The sequence below is a fragment of the Allosphingosinicella sp. genome (genome assembly GCF_035626655.1).
Taxonomy (GTDB): Bacteria; Pseudomonadota; Alphaproteobacteria; order Sphingomonadales; family Sphingomonadaceae; genus Allosphingosinicella.
The window spans coordinates 70,640-90,923 of sequence record NZ_DASPNF010000009.1; the positions used below are offsets into that span (position 1 = coordinate 70,640).

Annotated in this window: 17 protein-coding genes and 1 riboswitch; of the genes, 9 read left to right on the top strand and 8 right to left on the bottom strand. The window is 68.7% G+C overall.

What is annotated here, in order from left to right:
• Positions 1-44: 44 nt before the first annotated feature.
• Positions 45-1,358: an epoxide hydrolase family protein gene (locus VEC11_RS07945; protein ID WP_464130160.1), complete on the bottom strand. Its 1,314-nt coding sequence runs from the start codon at positions 1,356-1,358 to the stop codon at positions 45-47.
• A gap of 143 nt (positions 1,359-1,501) precedes the next feature.
• On the opposite strand from VEC11_RS07945, the gene VEC11_RS07950 reads away from it, so the two are divergent.
• On the top strand, positions 1,502-1,903 hold the full coding sequence (locus VEC11_RS07950; RefSeq protein ID WP_464130161.1) for a helix-turn-helix domain-containing protein: 402 nt from the start codon (positions 1,502-1,504) through the stop codon (positions 1,901-1,903).
• 6 nt (positions 1,904-1,909) lie between these two features.
• Here VEC11_RS07950 and VEC11_RS07955 read toward each other — a convergent pair whose 3' ends face one another.
• Positions 1,910-2,776, bottom strand: a complete 867-nt coding sequence (locus VEC11_RS07955; protein WP_464130162.1) for a LysR substrate-binding domain-containing protein — start codon at positions 2,774-2,776, stop codon at positions 1,910-1,912.
• 320 nt (positions 2,777-3,096) lie between these two features.
• On the opposite strand from VEC11_RS07955, the gene VEC11_RS07960 reads away from it, so the two are divergent.
• Positions 3,097-5,394, top strand: coding sequence for a CDC48 family AAA ATPase (locus VEC11_RS07960; protein WP_464130164.1), 2,298 nt, complete (start codon positions 3,097-3,099; stop codon positions 5,392-5,394).
• On the opposite strand, the gene VEC11_RS07965 is transcribed toward VEC11_RS07960, so the two are convergent.
• Positions 5,351-6,646 carry an MFS transporter gene (locus VEC11_RS07965; protein ID WP_464130165.1) on the bottom strand — a complete coding sequence of 432 codons (1,296 nt, stop codon included), beginning with the start codon at positions 6,644-6,646 and terminating at the stop codon, positions 5,351-5,353. The genes VEC11_RS07960 and VEC11_RS07965 overlap by 44 nt on opposite strands.
• Positions 6,647-6,799: 153 nt before the next feature.
• On the opposite strand from VEC11_RS07965, the gene VEC11_RS07970 reads away from it, so the two are divergent.
• Positions 6,800-7,417 carry a class I SAM-dependent methyltransferase gene (locus VEC11_RS07970; RefSeq protein WP_464130167.1) on the top strand — a complete coding sequence of 206 codons (618 nt, stop codon included), beginning with the start codon at positions 6,800-6,802 and terminating at the stop codon, positions 7,415-7,417.
• A gap of 18 nt (positions 7,418-7,435) precedes the next feature.
• Here the strand turns inward: VEC11_RS07970 and VEC11_RS07975 are convergent, their stop codons facing one another.
• Entirely contained in the window at positions 7,436-8,608 is a 1,173-nt protein-coding gene (locus VEC11_RS07975) for a phospholipase D-like domain-containing protein (RefSeq protein WP_464130168.1), read from the bottom strand.
• Between the two features lie 79 nt (positions 8,609-8,687).
• Here VEC11_RS07975 and recF point away from each other — a divergent pair, with 79 nt between their 5' ends.
• Positions 8,688-9,758: a DNA replication/repair protein RecF gene (gene recF / locus VEC11_RS07980; RefSeq protein ID WP_464130169.1), complete on the top strand. Its 1,071-nt coding sequence runs from the start codon at positions 8,688-8,690 to the stop codon at positions 9,756-9,758.
• Here the strand turns inward: recF and VEC11_RS07985 are convergent.
• On the bottom strand, positions 9,755-10,609 hold the full coding sequence (locus VEC11_RS07985) for an alpha/beta hydrolase family protein (protein WP_464130171.1): 855 nt from the start codon (positions 10,607-10,609) through the stop codon (positions 9,755-9,757). The two genes, recF and VEC11_RS07985, sit on opposite strands and share 4 nt — an antisense overlap.
• 151 nt (positions 10,610-10,760) lie before the next feature.
• On the opposite strand from VEC11_RS07985, the gene VEC11_RS07990 reads away from it, so the two are divergent.
• The 3 genes from VEC11_RS07990 to VEC11_RS08000 all read left to right on the top strand — a co-directional run bounded on the left by VEC11_RS07990 (position 10,761) and on the right by VEC11_RS08000 (position 14,780).
• Positions 10,761-11,261, top strand: a complete 501-nt coding sequence (locus tag VEC11_RS07990) for an OmpA family protein (protein ID WP_464130172.1) — start codon at positions 10,761-10,763, stop codon at positions 11,259-11,261.
• A gap of 80 nt (positions 11,262-11,341) precedes the next feature.
• Complete coding sequence (gene gyrB / locus VEC11_RS07995) at positions 11,342-13,834, top strand: DNA topoisomerase (ATP-hydrolyzing) subunit B (protein ID WP_464130173.1); 2,493 nt, start codon at positions 11,342-11,344, stop codon at positions 13,832-13,834.
• Positions 13,835-13,838: 4 nt separating this feature from the next.
• Complete coding sequence (locus VEC11_RS08000) at positions 13,839-14,780, top strand: DUF2971 domain-containing protein (protein ID WP_464130174.1); 942 nt, start codon at positions 13,839-13,841, stop codon at positions 14,778-14,780.
• Between the two features lie 51 nt (positions 14,781-14,831).
• Here VEC11_RS08000 and VEC11_RS08005 read toward each other — a convergent pair whose 3' ends face one another.
• Together VEC11_RS08005 and VEC11_RS08010 are read right to left on the bottom strand one after the other, a co-directional pair.
• Positions 14,832-16,772, bottom strand: a complete 1,941-nt coding sequence (locus tag VEC11_RS08005; RefSeq protein WP_464130175.1) for a vWA domain-containing protein — start codon at positions 16,770-16,772, stop codon at positions 14,832-14,834.
• Between the two features lie 84 nt (positions 16,773-16,856).
• Entirely contained in the window at positions 16,857-17,984 is a 1,128-nt protein-coding gene (locus VEC11_RS08010) for a lycopene cyclase family protein (protein WP_464130176.1), read from the bottom strand.
• Between the two features lie 101 nt (positions 17,985-18,085).
• Between VEC11_RS08010 and dinB the strand changes: the two genes are divergently transcribed.
• Both dinB and VEC11_RS08020 read left to right on the top strand, forming a co-directional pair.
• On the top strand, positions 18,086-19,219 hold the full coding sequence (dinB, locus tag VEC11_RS08015; protein ID WP_464130178.1) for a DNA polymerase IV: 1,134 nt from the start codon (positions 18,086-18,088) through the stop codon (positions 19,217-19,219).
• Positions 19,219-19,797, top strand: coding sequence for an SOS response-associated peptidase family protein (locus VEC11_RS08020; RefSeq protein ID WP_464130179.1), 579 nt, complete (start codon positions 19,219-19,221; stop codon positions 19,795-19,797). Before dinB ends, VEC11_RS08020 begins: the two co-directional genes overlap by 1 nt.
• A gap of 56 nt (positions 19,798-19,853) precedes the next feature.
• Here VEC11_RS08020 and VEC11_RS08025 read toward each other — a convergent pair whose 3' ends face one another.
• Positions 19,854-20,135 carry a hypothetical protein gene (locus VEC11_RS08025; RefSeq protein WP_464130180.1) on the bottom strand — a complete coding sequence of 94 codons (282 nt, stop codon included), beginning with the start codon at positions 20,133-20,135 and terminating at the stop codon, positions 19,854-19,856.
• A 40-nt stretch (positions 20,136-20,175) separates the two neighbouring features.
• Positions 20,176-20,284: riboswitch (TPP riboswitch) on the top strand.

The following is a 20,284-nucleotide window of genomic DNA, read 5'->3' on the forward strand; positions in this document are numbered from 1 at the left end:
TGAAATGCAGGGGCGCGGGCAACCTCGCCCGCGCCCTTCATCGGTCAGCGGACCGATCTGAACCCGGCCCTCATCTCATCGACGAGCGAGGCGGGCTGCTCGAAGGCGGCGAAATGCCCGCCTTTCGGCAGCCGGTTGTAGTGTATGAGCTTCGGATAGGCGCGTTCGGCCCAGCTTCGCGGCGCCTGGTTGAGCTCGTCGGGGAAGGCGCTGACGGCCATCGGCGCCCGCACCCCGATCGGCTCGAAGAAATGCACATTGTTGCGCTCGATGCCGAACCCCGACGAGGTGCGCGGCATCGCCTCCCAGTAGAGCCGTGCGCCCGATATGGCGGTGTTGGTCAGCCAGGTGACGGTGATGTTGTCGAGCACATCGTCCCGGCTCAGTCCCTCATCCTCTCCGTCGAAGGCGCGGGCGATCATCCGGTAACTCGAAATGTCGTGGTCGAGGAACCAGGCGGCAAGGCCGATCGGCGAATCCGCAATGCCGTACAATGTCTGCGGGCGGTGGCCCATCTGGTTCGCATAAGCGAGCCCGTGGGTGAAGAAGAGGTCGAGGCGTTCGTAGGCCCAGCTTTCGTCTTCCGAGAGGCCGGGCGGCGGCCCCTCGCCGGCGCGCAGCGCGTCGAAGACCTCCGGCGGCGCCGTGGAGGCCATGTTGGTGTGGACGGCGACGAGCTCCGGCGGGGCGATCGCGCCCATGATCTCGGTGATCAGCGCGCCCCAGTCGCCGCCCTGCGCGACGAACCGGTCGTAGCCGAGCCGCTTCATCAGCGTGAGCCAGGCGTTGACGATCCGCGGCGGATTCCAGCCGGCAGCGGCCGGCCTGGCTGAGAAGCCGTAGCCCGGCATCGAGGGGATCACGACGTCGAACGCGTCGGCGGGCGTGCCGCCATAGGCGGTGGGATCGGTCAGCGGGCCGATGATCTTGAGCTGCTCGACGATCGAGCCCGGCCAGCCGTGCGTGATGATGACGGGCAGCGCATTCTCGTGCCGCGAGCGGACATGGATGAAGTGAATGTCGAGGCCGTCAATCTCGGTGATGAAATTGGGCAGGGCGTTGAGCCGCGCCTCGCATTTGCGCCAGTCATAGGAATTCGCCCAATAGTCGGCGAGCTTCTCCATCGTCGCGAGCTGCACCCCCTGGCTGTCGTCGGCAACTGTCTCGCGGTCGGGCCATCGCGTCGCGAGGATGCGGCGGCGCAGGTCCGCGAGGTCCTCCTCGGGGGCATGGAACTCGAACGGCCTGATCCGCGCGTCCGCCGGCGCGCCGCCGATAACGAACGTCCTGGGCTCCCCGGATTCGGGTGCAGCGGTTTCGGCGCCGTCCGGCGCGGCGGGATGACGCAGGTCTGACATGATCGCTCTCCTTGATCGAAGATAAGATCGGCCTAGTCGTGACGGTGGCGGAATTGATTGAACGAAAGCGCGGTTTTGGAATGAATGTGCCGTTGAAATTCGCGGCGCCCGGGCGCATGGGAGCGGCGCTCGGGGAGTCGCCTATGACTCGCGGCCAGGACGTGCGGAACACAGCGGCGGGAGGTCTCGCTCCCTGGCAGGTCGAGCTCACCCTGCGGCGCTTGCTGAACAATCCCTGCGGCCATTTCCCGGTCGTGGATCTGGCGCGCCTGTGCGGTCTCTCGCGGAGCTATTTCACGCGCGCGTTCAAGATCAGCACCGGCACGTCGCCACATCGCTGGCTGGTGCGCGAGCGCATCCGCCGGGCCAGCGAGCTGCTGGAGCGGACCGACGAGCGCATCAGCGCCATCGCGCTTGGCTGCGGCTTCTCGGACCAGAGCCACCTCACGCGCATGTTTCACGCCGCGGTCGGGATCAGCCCGGCGGCCTGGCGGCGGCAACGCCGGGCCGGCTTCGTTCCACCTCTTGCCCCGCCGGGGCGGTGAGCGGCTTCAGGCCAGGTCCTTCAGCAGCCAGTCGTGGAAGATGCGCAGGGGCCGCCGGCTCAGCGCCGCGCGGCGGCAGGCGAACCAATAGGCATAGGGGCTGGGCGCGGCGAAATCGAACAGCCGCACCAGCCGCGGATCGTGCGCATGCTCCAGGTGCACCTCGAACATGAAGGCGACGCCGAGCCCCTCTGCCGCGGCGTCGAGGATCAATTGGCCGGAATCGAACTGGTCGATCGCCGCCGGCTCCAGGCCCGGCAGGCCGGCCGCCTCCAGCCAGAAGTCGAACGCCTCGGGCAGGTCGCGATGGAGGAGCACCGTCGCGTCCCTGAGCTCGGCGGGATCCTTCAGCCGCGCGGTTCCCTTGCCGCCGACCGCGACCACCCGGTTCGCCCCCAGCTTCACGCTGTAGAGCGACTCGTCCACCTCCTTGGCGAGCGTGATCGCGGCATCCAGCCCCTCGTCGAGCCGGCTGAGGGCATGGGGTCTGGTGTCCAGCTCGACATGGAGATCGGGCTGCAGGGCGCGAAGCTCGCCCAGCCGGGGCATCAGCCGGTGCGAGGCGAACAGGGGCAGCACCGCGAGCCTGAGGCGGGTCAGCTCGCTATGGCCGGCGGCGCGCTCCATCGCCAGGCCGAGTTCCTCCAGGGCCGGCCCGATCTCGGCCAGCAATTGCGCGCCCTCATGGTTGAGCAGCACCGCCTGGTGGCGCCGCTCGAAGAGCGGCCGGCCCACGAAGCGCTCGAGCGCCTGCACGCGGCGCGACAAAGCGGGGGAGGACAGGGCCAGGGATTCGGCCGCCGCCTTGATCGAGCCGAGCCGGGCGGTCTGGACAAAAGCTTCCACGGCGGTGAGCGGCGGCAGCCTCTTCATTGCGCCAACCCCGCTTCAAGGGAGCAAAATTGTGCGGCGCACATCATGCGCTGACTCTCCGGACGGCAGATTTCCGCTCATTTTTGATTGCACTTTTCGCAATCATGGATGCCCTCTTCGCACTTGCACAAAGTCTTCGCAAGCGCAAAAAAGGCCCTGCCTTTCAGGCATCCTCTCCTAAAAACTTCCAAAGGGCCGGTTTCGACCGGCCCTCTTTTTTTGCCCTTCAGCCGCCCGGCCCGGGCCCCTTTTTCTCGCGCCGTCGTTTGACGCCGGGGCGCGGTTGCCTATGTGAGGGCCGCACAGGAGAGCGAGCCACCATGGCGGACGTCGAAACCAACTCCCGGAAACTCCAGGTCGCGACCATGCGGCCGGACGACAGCGGCCGCGGCATCGCCCGGCTGCCGCGCGCGATCATGACCCAGCTCGGCCTCGCCGAGGGCGACGTCATCGAGCTGGTCGGCAAGCGCACCACCCCGGCCCGGGCCGTCGGCCCCTATCCGGAGGATGAGGGCCTCGAGATCATCCGCCTCGACGGTCTGCAGCGCGCCAATGCGGAGATCGGCTCGGGCGACTATGTCGAGGTGCGCAAGGCCGAGTCGAAGCCCGCCACCCGCGTCGTCTTCGCACCGGCGCAGCGCAACCTCCGCCTGCAGGGCTCGGCCCATGCGCTGAAGCGCAGCTTCGGGATGAAGCCGCTGACCGCCGGCGACGTGGTCGCGACCACCGGCCAGCAGCAGGTGCCGCGCGGCGACATCCCGCCCGAGCTCAGGCAGATGCTGACCGCGCCCGCCTTCGCCCTGCAGGAGATCCGCCTCGTCGTCGTCTCGACCGCGCCCAAGGGTATCGTCCATATCGACGCGAACACCGAGATCGACCTGCTGCCCGAATATACCGAGGCGAAGGAGAGCCGCCGCGCCGACGTCACCTATGACGATCTGGGCGGCCTCGGCACGACCATCGACCAGCTGCGCGAGATGGTCGAGCTGCCCCTGCGCTATCCCGAGATCTTCGAGCGGCTCGGCGTCGACCCGCCCAAGGGCGTGCTGCTCCACGGCCCGCCCGGCACCGGCAAGACGCGCCTCGCCCGCGCCGTCGCCAATGAGAGCGACGCAACTTTCCTCCACATCGCCGGGCCGGAGATCATGGGCTCGGCCTATGGCGAGAGCGAGAAGCGCCTGCGCGACGTCTTCGAGGAGGCCGCGGCCAACAGCCCCGCCATCATCTTCATCGACGAGATCGATTCGATCGCGCCCAAGCGCGGCCAGGTGACCGGCGAGACGGAGAAGCGCCTGGTCGCCCAGCTGCTCACCCTGCTCGACGGCCTCGAGCCGCGGCAGAATCTGATCGTGATCGCCGCCACCAATCGGCCCGAGGCGCTCGACGAGGCGCTCCGCCGCCCCGGCCGCTTCGACCGCGAGATCGTGATCGGCGTGCCCGACGAAAATGGCCGGCGCGAGATTCTCGGCATCCACACGCGCGGCATGCCGCTGGCCCAGGACGTCGAGGTCCCCGGCCTGGCGCGCCAGACCTACGGCTTCGTCGGCGCCGACCTCGCTGCCCTGGTGCGCGAGGCGGCGATGGAGGCGGTGCGGCGGATCATGCCGAAGCTCGACCTCGAGGACGGCACCATCCCGGCCGAGGTGCTCGACACGCTCTCGGTCACCCGCAAGGATTTCGAGGAGGCGCTGAAGCGCGTCCAGCCCTCGGCGATGCGCGAGGTGATGGTGCAGGCGCCCAATGTTGGCTGGGACGATGTCGGCGGCGTCGACGACGCCCGCGAGCGGCTACGCGAGGGGGTCGAGCTGCCGCTCAGGCATCCCGACAGCTTCCGCCGGCTCGGCATCCGCCCGGCCAAGGGCTTCCTGCTCTACGGCCCGCCCGGCACCGGCAAGACCCTGCTCGCCAAGGCGACGGCGCGCGAGGCCGAGGCGAACTTCATCGCCACCAAGTCGTCCGACCTGCTCTCCAAATGGTATGGCGAGAGCGAGCAGCAGATCGCCCGCCTGTTCGCCCGCGCCCGCCAGGTGGCGCCGACCGTGATCTTCATCGACGAGCTGGACAGCCTCGTCCCCGCCCGCGGCGGCGGGCTCGGCGAGCCGCAGGTGACCGAGCGGGTGGTCAACACGATCCTCGCCGAGATGGACGGGCTGGAGGAATTGCAGTCGGTCGTCGTGATCGGCGCGACCAACCGGCCGAACCTGATCGACCCCGCTCTGCTCCGCCCGGGCCGGTTCGACGAATTGATCTACGTGCCGGTGCCGGACGCCGAGGGCCGCCGCCACATCCTCGGCATCCACACCAAGGGCATGCCGCTCGCCGGGGATGTCGACCTCGACACGCTGGCGAAGCGCGCCGAGCGCTTCACCGGCGCCGATCTCGAGGACCTCGTCCGCCGGGCCGGCCTGTTCGCCCTGCGCGGCTCGATCGAGGCAAAGGAGGTGACGATGGACGCGTTCGAGCGGGCGCTCGCCGAGACCCGCGCCTCGGTAACGCCCGAGATGGAGCGCGACTATGAGAAGATCCAGGAGAGCCTGAAGCAGGAGGCGCGCAGCGCCGGCTCCTCGATCGGCTTCATCGCTCCGGGGATGCTGACGCCGCGGGGTCCGAAGGGCTGACCCGGAGCGCGGTCCAGGCCGCGAGCGCGGCCATGAGCAGGGCGGTGAGCAGCAGCGGCAAGGCGAGGCTGAAGCCGTAGATCCAGAGGCCGAGGCCCGGCCCGAGGACATAGGCCATGCCGTTCACCGAGGTGACCTGGCCCGCCACCGCATTTTGCTGGTCGAGGCCGACGGCGAGCGAGGCGCCGCTGGTGAAGCCGGGCCGGAACAGGCCGAAGCCGAGGGAGGCGAGGCCGAAGCCGAGGATCAGGCCATAGGCGCTCTCGGCGAAACCGGTGACCACGCAGCCCGCCGCCGCGACCAGCGAGCCCCAGATGACGAGCTGGCGCGGGCTGAGGCCGAGCCGGGGGATGAGCCCCCATTGCGCGAGCAGGGAGGCGAGCGCGCCGGCGATCAGGACGATCGCGATCCAGTGCTGGGCGTCGGAGAGCGGCACCTTGAGCCGGTCGATCACCAGGAAGCCGATCACCGAGAGCAGGATCGCCTGGCCGTGGCCGCCGGCGAGGCCGATGATCGTCCAGGGCAGGACGCGGGGATCGCGCCAGCGCAGCCGCTCCGGCCCGCGCGGCTCCTCGGCGGCGGCGGCGCCAGCATCCGAGCCGCCGATCGCGGGATAGGCGACGATCGGGCCGGTGGCCGGGTTCTTCGGCGTGTCGTCGGGCAGGCGCAGCACGATCCCGGCGAGCACCAGGAGGCCGATGCCGGCAAAGACGATCAGGGGCGCCGAGAGGCCGAGCGGCGGGAAGATGAACAAGGGCGCGATCGCCGGGCCGATGATCGTGCCGAGGCCGAAGGAGGAGGCCAGGACGGCGAGCGCATTGGTCCGCGCCTCGCCGTCGGTGCGCGCGGCGACATAGGCCTGGACCGCCGAGGGCGAGGCCGAGCCGAAGGCGCCGTAGAAGCTGCGCCCGAGGATGAAGATGCCGAAGACCAGAGCCGGGCCCATCAGCCCGGCAAGGCCGAGCGCGAGCGCCCCGCCGCAGATCAGCATCGAGACGATGAAGCCCGCCAGCCCGAGCCGCATCAGCGCGCGCCGTCCGCGCCGGTCCGCGCGGTGCGCCCAGACCGGGGCCATGATCACCCAGGCGATGGCGGAGAGCGAGAAAGCGATTGCCACCCAGAGGTCGGCGACGCCGAGCTGCCGGCCGATCGCGGGCAGCAGCGACTGCATCGCCGTATTGCCCGCCGCGGCGACCAGCATCACCGAGAAGAGCAGGGCGAATCGTTCGCGCGAGAGGCCGAAGCCGCTCATTCAGCCTTCCCGTCCGCCGGCCGGGCCGGTGTGCGCCTGCCGGTTCTTCCCTTTGCGGGACGGCAGGACGTTGCCCGGGCGCGGCGCATCCGCCTTGCCTTTCGCGCCTCAAGCTGGCAACGCACGGGCTTTCCACAAAGATCTGGGACCATCATGTCGGCATCCTTGGAAGAGGCACGGACCAACAGGCGTTTCGCGCGCAAGGGGAGCGGCAACCCGCTCTGGCATTTCCTGCGCGGCTTCATCAAGCATCCGGTGATGGTCGGCTCGATCATTCCCTCGTCCAGGGCGACCATCGACAAGATGCTTGCGCCGGTCGACTGGGCGAACTGCAAGCTGTTCGTCGAATATGGCCCGGGCGTCGGCACCTTCACCGAGCATGTGCTCCGCCGCATGGCGCCGGACGCGACCCTGATCGCGATCGACACCAATCCCGATTTCATCCGCTACCTGCGCGGCAAGTTCACCGACAACCGGCTCTTCCCGGTGACGGGCTCCGCCGCCGACGTCCGCCAGATCATCGCCGATTGCGGCTTCGAGCATGCCGACTATGTCCTCTCCGGCCTGCCTTTCTCGACCCTGCCGGCGGGCATCGGGCCGAAGATCGCCGAGGAGACGCACAAAGCCCTTCGTCCGGGCGGCGCCTTCCTGGTCTACCAGTTCAAGGCCAAGGTCCGCGATTTCATGGCCCCGCATTTCGAGCGGATCGACAAGGGCTTCGAGTGGGCGAACGTCCCGCCCTGCCACCTCTTCTGGGGCTGGAAGGACTGATCTTTCGGGCTGACGGCCCTAGCCTTCGCCGAACCTCTTCTTCCCGAAATTGAGCCGTCGCGAGACGTTATAGTCCGCGGTCGCGACGAGGAAGTAGCCCAGCGCCCATTTGATGCGGTTCCAGAGCGTCATGCTCTTGCGGTGCTCCTCGGGGAGGATGCGCTTCGAATTGGCGATCTCCCCCTCGACGAAGCGCCGCATCATCGCCGCGAAGGCCGGATCGTCGACGCGCAGCATCATCTCCAGGTTGAGATAGAGGCTGCGCATGTCGAAATTGGCCGAGCCGATATGGACGACGTCGTCGATCACGATCAGCTTCGAATGGAGCTTGGTCGCCTGATATTCGTAGATTTCGGCGCCGCGCTTCAGCAGCAGATTGTAGAGGAAGCGCGCCGCGCCGACCACGAACTGGTGGTCGAGCTTGGCGGGCGTCACGAGCCGCGCCCGGCCGCGCCGCGCGATCCCGAAGATCCGGCGCAGCATCGAGAAGCTCGGCGCGAAATAGGCGACGATGAGGTCGAGCCGCGTCGCCCGCATCATGTCCGCCTTGACCGACTTCGCCCAGGGCGAGAGTCGCCGGGTCGGGCCGCCGAACAGCCAGTGGAGCGGGCCGTAGCGGACGCTGTGCTTGCTCAGCATCCGCCTCAGCCGGCGGATCGAGGCATCCTCCGTCTCCGCCCAGGCGAAGAGCGCATCGAAATAGCCGCCGAGGCATTCGACGCTCGGCCCCTCGACCATCAGGCCGAGGTCGCGCCAGGCGCCCTGCTCGATCGTTCCGAAATAATCGTCGGAGATGTTGAAGCCGCCGATGATCGCCTTCCGGCCATCGGCCAGCGCCAGCTTCTGGTGGTTACGCAGCAGATAGCGCCGCCCCCAGCGCGGCACGAAGCGGCAGAAGCGCGCCTTCGCCTCCTCCAGCGGCTTGAAGAAGCCCTTGGGCGCCGAGGAGGCGCCGAACCCGTCCACGAGCAGCGAGACCGAGACCCCGCGCTGCACCGCCGTGACGAGGGCATCGCGCACCCTCCGGCCGGCGACGTCGTCCTCCCAGATATAATAGAGGACCCGCAGCGAAACCTCGGCGCCCTCGATCAAGGCGATCAGCGCCTCCAGCCGCTCCGGTCCGTCCGGCAGCAGGGTCAGGCGATTGCCCGCGACCTCCATCGGCCGGACCAGGGGTTCCGCGTCGCTCATCCTCTCTGACTGACCTTATGCCCGGCTGATGGAAAAGCGCCAGCGGTTGAAGGCGCTGCCGGTTCCGTTACGGAGAGGTGTGGCCGTCACCCGCCTCTCGCTGACCGATTTCCGCTCCTATGCGGACGCCCTGCTCGCGCCCGGGCCGGGCTTCGTCATCCTCACCGGCGAGAATGGAGCGGGCAAGACCAATGTGCTGGAGGCCGTCTCCCTGCTATCGCCGGGCCGCGGCCTGCGCGGCGCCGCGCTCGGCGAGATGGCGCGGCGGGGCGGCCAGGGCGGCTTCGCGGTGGCGGCGCGGCTCGGTGAGATCGATATCGGTACGGGCACGGCCCCGGGCGCGCCCGAGCGCCGCCAGGTCCGCATCAACGGCGCGCCCGCGTCCGCAAACAGCCTCTCCGACTGGCTCTCGGTGCTCTGGCTGACGCCGGCCATGGACCGGCTCTTCGCCGACGCCGCCTCGGGGCGCCGCCGTTTCCTCGACCGTCTCGTCCTCGCGCTCCGCCCGGACCATGCCATGCACAGCGCCCGCTACGAGGCGGCGATGCGCGCCAGGAACAAGCTGCTCGGCGAGGAGGGGCCCTGGGACGAGGCCTGGCTCGACGCGCTGGAGGCGCGCATGGCGGAGCATGGCGCCGCCATCGCCGAGGCCCGCGCCGTCACGATCGCCGCTCTGGCCGAACGGCTCGCGGCCGTCCCTGAGGGACCTTTCGCCCGTGCGCTGATCGCCCTCGAAGGCGGTGCGCCGGCCCCGCTCGCCGCCGCGCGTGCGCGCGACGCCGCCGCCGGCCGCACCCTCGCCGGCCCGCACCGCGCCGATCTCCTCGTCACCCACCAGGCCAAGCAGCAGCCCGCGGGGCTGTGCTCCACGGGCGAGCAGAAGGCCCTGCTCATCGGCCTGATCCTCGCGCATGCCGACCTCGTCGCCGAGCGCACGCAGCGGCGCCCCGTCCTCCTGCTCGACGAGATTGCCGCCCATCTCGATCCGCGTCGCCGCCGCGCTTTGTTCGAACGGCTCGGCAGCGCGGGCGGGCAGGTCTGGATGACCGGCACGGAGGCCGGGCTCTTCGCCGGCATCGGCGCGGCGAGCTGGTTCGACGTGGGCGGCGGCGCGGTGCGGCCGGCCGCGGCGCGGGCGCAGCTCGGCTAGCGGCGCGAGAGCCGGGCGATGAAGGCGCCGATCGCCGCGCGCCCCTGCGCCTCGCCGATCGCCGAGCCGTGCCCGCCCGGAATCTCGACCAGGTCGACCGTGCGGCCCTGCGCCCTGAGCTGCGCCGCGAAGGCGCGCATGTTGCGCGGCCGCACGACCCGGTCGTCGCGCGAGGAAATGAGCAGGATCGGCGCGCGCGCCGAGACGGCGTAGCCGAAATAGTCGAAGCGGGCGAGCGCGGGATCGAGGCGTATCCGGACGAAGGGCCGGGCGATCCACGGCACGAAGTTGCGGCCCACGGCGGCGATATCCGACGCCGTCCCTTCCAGGATCAGCCCGTCGAAGCCGGCGCCGTCGCGCGCCATTGCCGCCGCCTGGCTGCCGCCGAAGGAAAAGCCGTAGGCGAAGAGCGGCCCCCGCCCGATCCAGCCCTCGCGCCGGAACGCCGCCAGCAAGGCGGGCCCGGTGGCGATCGCCGCCTCGATCGTGCCGGGCACGTCGGTGCCGCCGCGTCCGGGATAATCGTAGAGGATCAAGTCGGCCCCGGTCGTCGCCGCGAGCGCCGCCGCGCCCCGCGACTGGGCGGCGACGAAGCTGCCATTGCCGCCATGATAGATGATCACGGTCTCGCTGGCCGGATTGTCCAGCCGCACCGCATGGACCCGGCCCAGCCCCGGCAGGTCAAGCATCGCCTCCATCATCCGGTAGCCGGGCGGCGGCTGCAGCACCGCCTGCGGCGGGGGCTCCAGCTGCGGGAAGAAGCTGGCGCGGTCGATCACCGCGGTGCAGCCCGCCAGCAGCGCCGGCACCGCGAGGACGAACATGGCGCGCTTCGCCGGATTGCCGCTCATCCATATGCCCCTTTCCCGCTTTGCCAGGTTCGGCCGCCGCCACTGAACCGGCCTTGAATATCCCGGCTGAACCCTGGCTGTCAGCATCCCTCAGAAGGCGTTCAGCGACGCAGGTCCATTCCGGCGCCGATACAGTCCAGGGAGACTCGACATGCAAAGGTTCCTGTTGATCAGCGCCGCCGTCGCAGCGGCCCTCTCCGCCCCGGCTTTGGCCCGGCCGGGCGGCGAGCGCGAGCCCGGCTGGAGCCGCAGCGAGATGCGGGCCTATGGCTTCCGCCAGACCCCGCAGGGCGCGCGCATGACGATGAACCAGGACGTGCTCTTCGCCACCGCCAGCGACGAGCTCTATGCGCGGGCCCGGGAGCGGCTGCGGGCGCTCGCCCGCTACCTGCGCGCCAATCCGGGCGTGCGCGTCGCGATCGACGGCCATGCGGATGCGCGCGGCAGCGACGCCTACAATCAGGATCTGTCCGAGCGCCGCGCCGGGAGCGTGCGCGACGCGCTCGACGAGCTCGGCGCCGGGCGCACCCGCTTCCGGGTCGCCGGCCATGGCGAGCGCAGCCCCGTCGCCTCCAACGCGACCGCCGAGGGCATGCGCCGCAACCGCCGCGTCGAGATCACCCTGCTGGGGCGGCGCGCCGACGAATTCTGACCCGGGCCGGTCCGGGGTCCACGCGCGCGCACGCGCCTGCGCGCGCGTGACATTTCTGCTTCAGCCCCTATATGTCGGCTATGACAGACACCCCCAATGACAACAGCTACGGCGCCGATTCCATCAAGGTGCTGAAAGGCCTCGACGCGGTCCGCAAGCGGCCGGGCATGTATATCGGCGACACGGACGACGGCTCCGGCCTCCACCATATGGTGTTCGAGGTCTCCGACAATGCGATCGACGAGGCTCTGGCCGGCCATTGCGACCGGATCCTGATCACGCTGAACGCCGACGGCTCGGTCTCGGTCGAGGACAATGGCCGCGGCATCCCGACCGACATCCACCCCGAGGAGGGCGTGTCGGCGGCCGAGGTGATCATGACCCAGCTCCATGCCGGGGGGAAGTTCGACAACACCTCGGACGAGAATGCCTACAAGGTCTCCGGCGGCCTGCACGGCGTCGGCGTTTCGGTGGTCAACGCGCTCTCCGAGGTGCTGGAGCTGACCGTCTGGCGCAATGGCGAGGAACATTGGATGCGCTTCCGCCACGGCGATGCCGAGGCGCCGCTCAGGGTGCTCGGCCCGGCGCCGGCCGGCAAGAAGGGCACGAAGGTCACCTTCCTGCCCTCGGCCGAGACCTTCAAGATCACCGAGTTCGACTTCGACACGCTCGAGCACCGCTTCCGCGAGCTCGCTTTCCTCAATTCGGGCGTCCGCCTCGTCCTGACCGATGCGCGGCACGAGGACGAGAAGAGCGTCGAACTGTTCTACGAGGGCGGCATCTCCGCCTTCGTGCGCTATCTCGACAGGGCCAAGAACGCGCTGATCCCCGACCCCATCTCGGTCACCGGCCAGCGCGACGAGATCGGCATCGAGGTCGCGCTCGAGTGGAACGACAGCTATTACGAGCAGGTCCTCTGCTTCACCAACAACATCCCGCAGCGCGACGGCGGCACCCACCTCGCCGCCTTCCGCGCCGCGCTCACCCGCACGCTCAACAATTATGCCGAGAAGTCCGGCATCATGAAGCGCGAGAAGGTGAACCTCACCGGCGAGGACATGCGCGAGGGGCTGACCGCGATCGTCTCGGTCAAATTGCCCGATCCCAAGTTCAGCTCGCAGACCAAGGACAAGCTCGTCTCCTCCGAGGTCCGCCAGCCGCTGGAAAGCCTGATGGCCGACAAGATGGCGGAATGGCTGGAGGAGAATCCGGCCCATGCCCGGACCATCATCCAGAAGATCATCGACGCCGCCGCCGCGCGCGAGGCCGCCCGCAAGGCGCGCGAGGCCAGCCGCAAGTCGGTGCTCGGCATCGCCTCGCTGCCCGGCAAGCTCGCCGACTGCCAGGAGAAGGACCCGGCCAAGTCCGAGCTGTTCCTCGTCGAGGGCGACAGCGCCGGCGGCTCCGCCAAGCAGGGCCGCAACCGCGAGATCCAGGCGATCCTGCCGCTCAAGGGCAAGATCCTGAACGTCGAGCGCGCCCGCTTCGACCGGATGCTCTCCTCGAAGGAGGTCGGCACCCTGATCCAGGCGATCGGCACGGGGATCGGCCGCGACGACTTCAACATCGAGAAATTGCGCTACCACAAGATTGTGATCATGACGGACGCCGACGTCGACGGCGCCCATATCCGGACCCTCCTGCTCACCTTCTTCTACCGGCAGATGCCGGAGATCATCGAGCGCGGGCATCTCTTCATCGCCCAGCCGCCGCTCTACAAGGTCGCGAAGGGCCGCTCGGAGGTCTATCTCAAGGACAATGCCGCGCTCGACGATTATCTGATCGAGGCCGGCGTCGGCCTGACCGCGCTGGAGAGCGTCACCGGGCCGCGCTCGGGCGACGACCTCCGCGCGCTCGCCGAGCATGCGCGCAAGGTCCGCTCGCTCATGGCCTATGTGCCGCGCCGCTATGATCCGGCGATCATCGAGGCGCTCGCCCTGACCGGCGCGCTCAACCCCAATCTCGGCGACCGGCGCGACGCGATCGCGCTGACCGCCGAGTGGCTTAACGCGGTCGACGAGGAGGGACAGTGGACCGGCGAGATCGGCGCGGACGGCGATTATGTGCTGCGCCGGCTCTGGCGCGGGGTCACCGACCACCATGTCATCGACCACAAGTTCCTGGTCTCGGCCGAGGCGCGCAAGCTGCACGGCCTCTGCGCGCCGGAGGCGGAGACCTATGCCGCCGCCTCGCGCTTGGTCTCGCTGCGCGGCTCCTCGGTCGCCACCGAGCCGGCCGAGGAAGCCGAGGAGAATGAGGGCGGCGCCGTGAAGGCGCAGGCGCCCGATCCGCGCGGCGCGCTCGTCACCCGCCCGACCCAGCTGCTGGAAGCGATCCTCGCCGCCGGCCGCAAGGGCCTCAGCGTGCAGCGCTACAAGGGCCTCGGCGAGATGAACGCCGAGCAGCTCTGGGAAACGACGCTCGACCCGACCAACCGCGCCCTGCTCCAGGTCGAGGTCAGCCAGGCCGACGTCGCCGACGAGATCTTCACCCGCCTGATGGGCGACGTGGTCGAGCCTCGCCGCGACTTCATCCAGGAAAATGCGCTGAACGTGGCGAACCTGGACGTCTAGGCTGGTGGATGAAGATTATTTACCGGCGTACAACCTGTCGAATACTCTTAGCCGCGTCATCCCAAGGCTGGCCCCCACCACCGGCGTTTTTGTTCATTATTGTAGTTTGGCTGCATTCTATTCGATTATCGAATCTCGGAAAATTCGTTACACTTCCGCGCTGAGCACCAACGACCCCTCCGAGTTTCTTCTCGGATCGTCGATCGTCAACGAATGCGTCCGAACGACGCTTCCAGGAATTTTGAGGGGCGCGCGTCTCGCGAGAAGCCTGCAGCCGATACACCTTGAAAGAAGGTTCAGGGCTTTCGTTTTCTGCATGACAGAAGCGGTCGACGATGAGGCGGACGTCGGGGACCTGAGCCAGTGGCGACTCTATGGAGCCGACGGTCGGGGTGTTGGCTTGGTCTTTGATGCCAGCGAGACCGCGACGTCCGAGCTGCTGAGTAGGCTCGGCTCTATTCCGCGACGGATTGTGTATGGAGAGGACGAAGGTCGGCGGCTGGTTGAAGAGGTTATCCAGGATTATTTGCGGGATTTCGAGGCACTCCCCGAGTCGACGAAAGCGTATCTGGAGAGAGACCCTGTTGGCCTGAACAAGGCGAACTACTTACAGAATACGGTTTTTTGGTTGCCAAGTGTAATCAAGCATCGAGCCTACCGCCACGAGCGCGAGGTTCGATTAGTCCGGGGGGACATCGGGGATCATGTCGGGAATCCCCTCATTTTTCCGGATCGCGCCGGTTTGAAGCGGCCAACGGTGGAATGCGCCATCGGCGAACTGGATGGTCCGCCGGAATCCCGGTGGACGCGATCTCCAATACGGAAGGTGATCATCGGACCTTCCGGCGACCAGTCCGCAATCGAAGATAGCATTCGCTACTTCATGGAGGCCCATTCATGGACGCTGGAAATTGGACGTTCCGATATTCCGTACCGAGCGCTGTAATGCGGTTGACCCAGGTCGACGCCAGCGAACCAGCGCCGACCTGGATGCCTCCTACCGCCGCCCGTCGTTCGACGCGAAGCGCTGCCTTTGGGCAAGCTGGGTGAGGCCCAGAAACTCCCGCCGCCAGAAATTCCCGCCGGCGCCCCGCTCCGCCAGCGCCCTTGCGTCGGCGAAGGTGAAGCTGCCGAGATTGGAGTCGCCGCGAAGCAGCTGGCCGTAGGCGGCCACGGCCACCGCGAAGGCGGTGTCGCCCGTCGGCGCCCGGGCATTGCGGATCATGCCGGCGCCGACCGGCTGCTCGATCAGCCGCGACGCGTCCTGGCCCGGCAATTTGTAGCGGAGCCTGAGGAAGGCGAGCTCGCCATTGTCGTCGCCCATCGTGCGGCGCTGATTGCCCTCGTAGCGGCGCTGCGGCAGCCAGCCGCGGCCGCCGACCGGCACCACCTCGTAGATGGCGGTGACCTGGTGGCCGGCCCCGATATCGCCCGCATCGACCGCGTCATTGTCGAAATCCTCCTCGCGGAGCGCGCGATTCTCATAGCCGATCAGCCGGTATTCGCTGACATACATCGGGTTGAACTCGATCTGGATCTTCACGTCATGGGCGATGGTGAAGAGGGTCGAGCTGAGCTCGTCGTCGAGCACCTTCTGCGCTTCGCGGGGGCTGTCGATATAGGCGTAATTGCCGTTCCCGTGATCGGCGATCTGCTCCATCATCGCTTCGTTATAATTGCCCGTGCCGAAGCCGAGGGTGGTGAGCGTGATGCCGTCCGAGCGCTGCCGCTCGACCAGGTTGATCAGGGCCTGGTTGTCGGTGACGCCGACGTTGAAGTCGCCGTCCGTGGCGAGGATGACGCGGTTGATGCCGCCGTCGATCATGTTCCGCCGGGCGACATTGTAGGCGAGCTGGATGCCCTGCGCACCCGCGGTCGAGCCGCCGGCCTGCAGGTTCTTCAGGCTCTCCACCACCGCCGCGCGATTCGAGGTCGGCTCAAGCACGACGCCCGCGGCGCCCGCATAGACGACGATGGAGACGCGGTCGCGCGGGGACAGCCGGTCGGCGAGCAGGGCCAGGGAGCATTGCACGAGCGGCAATTTGTCCGGCGACTGCATGGAGCCCGAGACGTCGACCAGGAAGACCAGGTTGGCGGCCGGGCGCTGGGTGCGGGGCAGGTCATAGCCGCGGAGCCCGACGCGCAGCAGCCGGGTCTCCGGATTCCAGGGCGTGGTCGTCATGTCGGTGTTCACGCTGAACGGCCGCGACCGGTCCTGCGGCAGCGGATAATCGTAGCGGAAATAGTTGATCAGCTCCTCGGTGCGCACCGCACCCTCGGGCGGCATCTGGCCGTCGTTCAGCAGCCGGCGGACGTTGGAATAGGAGCCGGTGTCGACATCGACCGAGAAGGTCGAGACGGGCTGGTCGGCAACCGCCAGCACCGCGGCGACGTCGCGGCGGTCGTAGCGCTCGCGATTCTCGGGCGAGGGCACGTAATTGGGCTGGTACCGCAGGTCCGGCCGCCCGTTGCGCAGCGCCAGGGTTCCGTCCGAGGGCCGGCCGGGCTGGGTCCTGCCGACCTCCTGGCCGCCGACAACCGTCACCGGCGAGACGGACTGCAGGTTGGGCCGCGGGACCCGCGTGCCGGTGATCACCACATCCTGGCCGGACTGGCTGCGCTGCTCGGTCTGCGGGGCCGGCGGGCTGTACTGGGGCGGTGGCGACGGGGGCGGGGGTGGCGGCGCATAGGCCTGGGGCAGGTTGTTCACCATGCCCGCGGCCGGGCCGCGGCCCCGGCCGTAGCCGGCGCGATCATAATCATAGTCGCCGCCGCGCTGCAGGAAGGGCGCGCAGCGCGCGTCGGGATCGCCGTTCGGCGGGGGGATTCGCCGCATCCTTGCGGCGCTCTGCGCGTCGGCCGGAGCCAGTGCGATGGGGGCTGGGGGCAGGCCGGTCAGGATCAGGGCCGTCATCGAAAGCATGCCGACGAAACGCATCGCATCCTCCTCTCCGCAAGGGTGATGTGACAAAATCACATTATGGCGACTGAATAGGGTATGAACTGCGCCGTAACGAACCGTTCAGGCGGCCTTGATCGCGCCCCTGACCTTCATTCGGTCGATCCAGCCGAGATCGTCGGTGTTGAGCCCGGCGATGGTTCCCGGGCCGAGCCCGTAGAGCGCGGCGAGCAGGTCGCGGCGGCCCTCCGGCCTGGTCCTGGCGAAGGCGGCGGTGACGCCCCGCAGCAGCTCGCGCTTCTTCCACGCCTGCTTGGCCTCGGCCTCGAACAGATCGTGCAGCGCCCCGGCGGAGAAGTCGCGCTGCCGGGTCAGCAGCATCGCATTGGTCACCGCGTCGCCCAGCGTCCGCCCGGTCAGCGGATGGATGAAGCCGCCGCGCAGGCCGAGCTTGGCGACCCGCGCCCCGCCCAGCCGCCAGAACGCCGCGAAGTCGCCGCCATGAGGCAAAGGCCGCACCTCGACATGCTCGCCCCCGGAATCATCGGCGCTGGCCGTTGGCTTCCAGCCGCGCGCCGCCACATAGGCGTCGAGCCGCGCGCCGGTCTCGGCATCCGGCTGGATCCGCTCCGAGACCATGACGTCGCCGACGACCAGCCGGTCCGCCGACAGCGGGATGCACTGCATGAAGCGCAGGGCTCCGTCCTGCGCGACCGTCGCGTCGATCAGCACCGGCCGGTCCACCCGGTGCGGCGCGGCAAAGGCATATTCGCGCTCCAGCCGCACCTCGTAGAGCAGTTCGAGCGAGGAGAGATTGGCAGGTCCGCGCGCGTCGATCGCGCTCTCCGCCTTCAGCTCCTCGCCGCCCTCGAGCACGAGCGCGTCCTCGCGCACCGCCACCACCCTGGTGCCGAGCCGATATTGCTTCGGGTCGAGCGCCTCGACCAGCGCCCGGTGCAGGTCGACCCCGCCGAAGCCGCTCCAGTTCAGCCTGAGGTTCCGGTTCATGCCCGGGAAGGAGAGATAGATGCCCGGCCAGCGGGCGATCGCCTCGGCGCCGATCAGGCCGGCGCCGTCCCGGCCGAGCTCGGCGTCGGAGAAGGTGCGGATGCCGGTGCCGCCGAACGTCTCGGCTTCCTCGACGACCAGCAGGGGGACGTCCGGCCGGTGCCGGGCCATGGCAAGCGCAGCGAGCGCGCCGGCCAGGCCGCCCCCCGCGATCACGATTCCGTCCCGCCTGCCTCGCGCCATGACTCGCCTTAACCTTATTCCGCCCCGGGAAGCCACGCTTGACCTGCATCAAGCCATTTTGGGACTGTCGGCGGCCCCGCGATGAATGATAAGCACAAAGCGTGAACGACGACGCGTCCCCGAGTCAAGCGACCCAGAATCAAGCGGCGGCTGCGCCCCTGCGCAAGATCATCCATGTCGACATGGATGCCTTCTATGCGTCGGTCGAGCAGCGCGACAATCCGGAGCTCCGGGGCAAACCCGTGGCGGTGGGCGGGCAGGTGCGCGGCGTGGTCACCGCCGCCTCCTACGAGGCGCGCAGGTTCGGCGTGCGCTCGGCCATGCCTTCGGTGACGGCGAAGCGCCGCTGCCCGGAGCTGATCTTCGTGAAGCCGCGCTTCGACGCCTACCGCGCCGTCTCGCAGCAGATTCGCGCGATCTTCCTCGATTACACGCCGCTGGTCGAGCCGCTCAGCCTGGACGAGGCCTATCTCGACGTCACCGAGGACCTGAAGGGGATCGGCATCGCCACCCTGATCGCGCAGGAGATTCGCGCCCGGATCCGGGCGGAGACCGGGCTCACCGCCTCGGCCGGCGTCTCCTACAACAAGTTCATCGCCAAGCTCGCCTCCGACCAGAACAAGCCGGACGGCCTCTGCGTGATCCCGCCGTCCAGGGGCGAGGCCTTCGTCGCGACCCTGCCCGTCTCCCGCTTCCACGGCGTCGGCCCGAAGACGGCGGAGAAGATGGCGCGGCTCGGCATCCAGACGGGCGCGGACCTCCGCGCCCAGAGCCTCGCCTTCCTGCAGCATAATTTCGGCAGCTCGGGAGACTATTATTTCAATCTCGCCCGCGGCATCTGCCACCGCCAGGTGAGGCCGGACCGGCCCTACAAGTCGATCGGCGCCGAGGACACCTTCCTCGAGGACCTGACCGACGGCGACGCCCTGATCGCCGAGCTCGACCGGATCAGCCAGACCGTCTGGCGGCGGATCGAGGACAAGGGGATCAAGGGCCGCACGGTCACGCTGAAGGTCAAGTTCCGGGACTTCCAGATCATCACCAGAGCGAAGAGCCTGGAGCGCAACGTCGCCGACCGCGCGGAATTCCTCGAGACCGGCGTCGCCCTGCTCCGCACCCTCCTCCCGGTCGCCAAGGGCATCCGCCTGCTCGGCCTGACCCTTTCGAATCTCACCGAAAGCCCCGACCGCGACGAGCTCGAGCCCGCCGAGCTCGAGCTGGAGCTGCCGCTCTGATGTGCAACGACTACCGCCTCATCGAGCGCGTGCCCGCGGAGACGCTCTTCCCCAATGTCCTCGCGCCGGAGGGTATCCCCAATTTCGAGCCGCGCGCGGATATCCGCATCACCGACCGCGCGCCGATCCTGCGCGCCGCGACCGACAAGCCGGGCGCCGTCGAGCTCGTCCAGCGCCGCTGGTCCTGGCCGGGCCCCGGCGGCAAGCCGGTCTTCAATTATCGCGCCGACGGGCGGGAGTTCCCGAAGGGCCGCTGCATCATCCTCGCCGACGGCTTCTACGAATTTACTGCCCATGCGGATCCGAAGTCGAAGACGAAGCACAAATGGCTGTTCACCCTGCAGGACCATGACTGGTTCGGCATTGCCGGCCTCTGGCGCCATGACGCCGGCATCGGGGAGGAGGCCTTCACCATGCTGACCATCGAGCCGCATCCCGACGTCGCGCCGTATCACAATCGGGGCATCTCCATCCTGGGCAGGACCGACATGGCCCGCTGGCTGGACCCCGCCATTCCCGCGAGGGAATTGCTGAAGCCGCTGCCGGCGGGCTCGCTTCTGGTGACGCAGGTCGCCTGAAGATCTCGGCAATTTCAGCATGGCGAAGCGAAGGCCGGGCTCGTCGAGCCCGGCTGCTAGAAAGCGTCCGGATCCTCGGCCATGCGCGCGCGGTGGTAGCGGCTCCGATAATAGATGATCAGGAACAGGTTGAGCCAGCCGAAGGCGACCAGCGCCCAGCCGATCGGCTTCAGTGCCCCCTCGATGCCGGCGCGCTGCGCGTAGATGACGATGCCGGTGCCGATCGCGACCAGCAGCAGCCCCAGGATCCGCGGCACCCGCATCAGCCGCCGGAGCTCCTGCCTGTAGGCCGCAAGCTCGGCCGGATCGTCCAGATTGGGCCGCTTTCGCATTTCCATCCGCCATGCCTAGCGCCCGGGCCGGCTTCGGGCTAGACGGGTCTATTCCCCGGGGGGCCGCTGCGCGCGGCTGAGAGTCGGCGAGCACGCCGAGACCCGTCGAACCTGATCCGGCTGACACCGGCGTAGGGAGGGAGATGCGGGCCGCC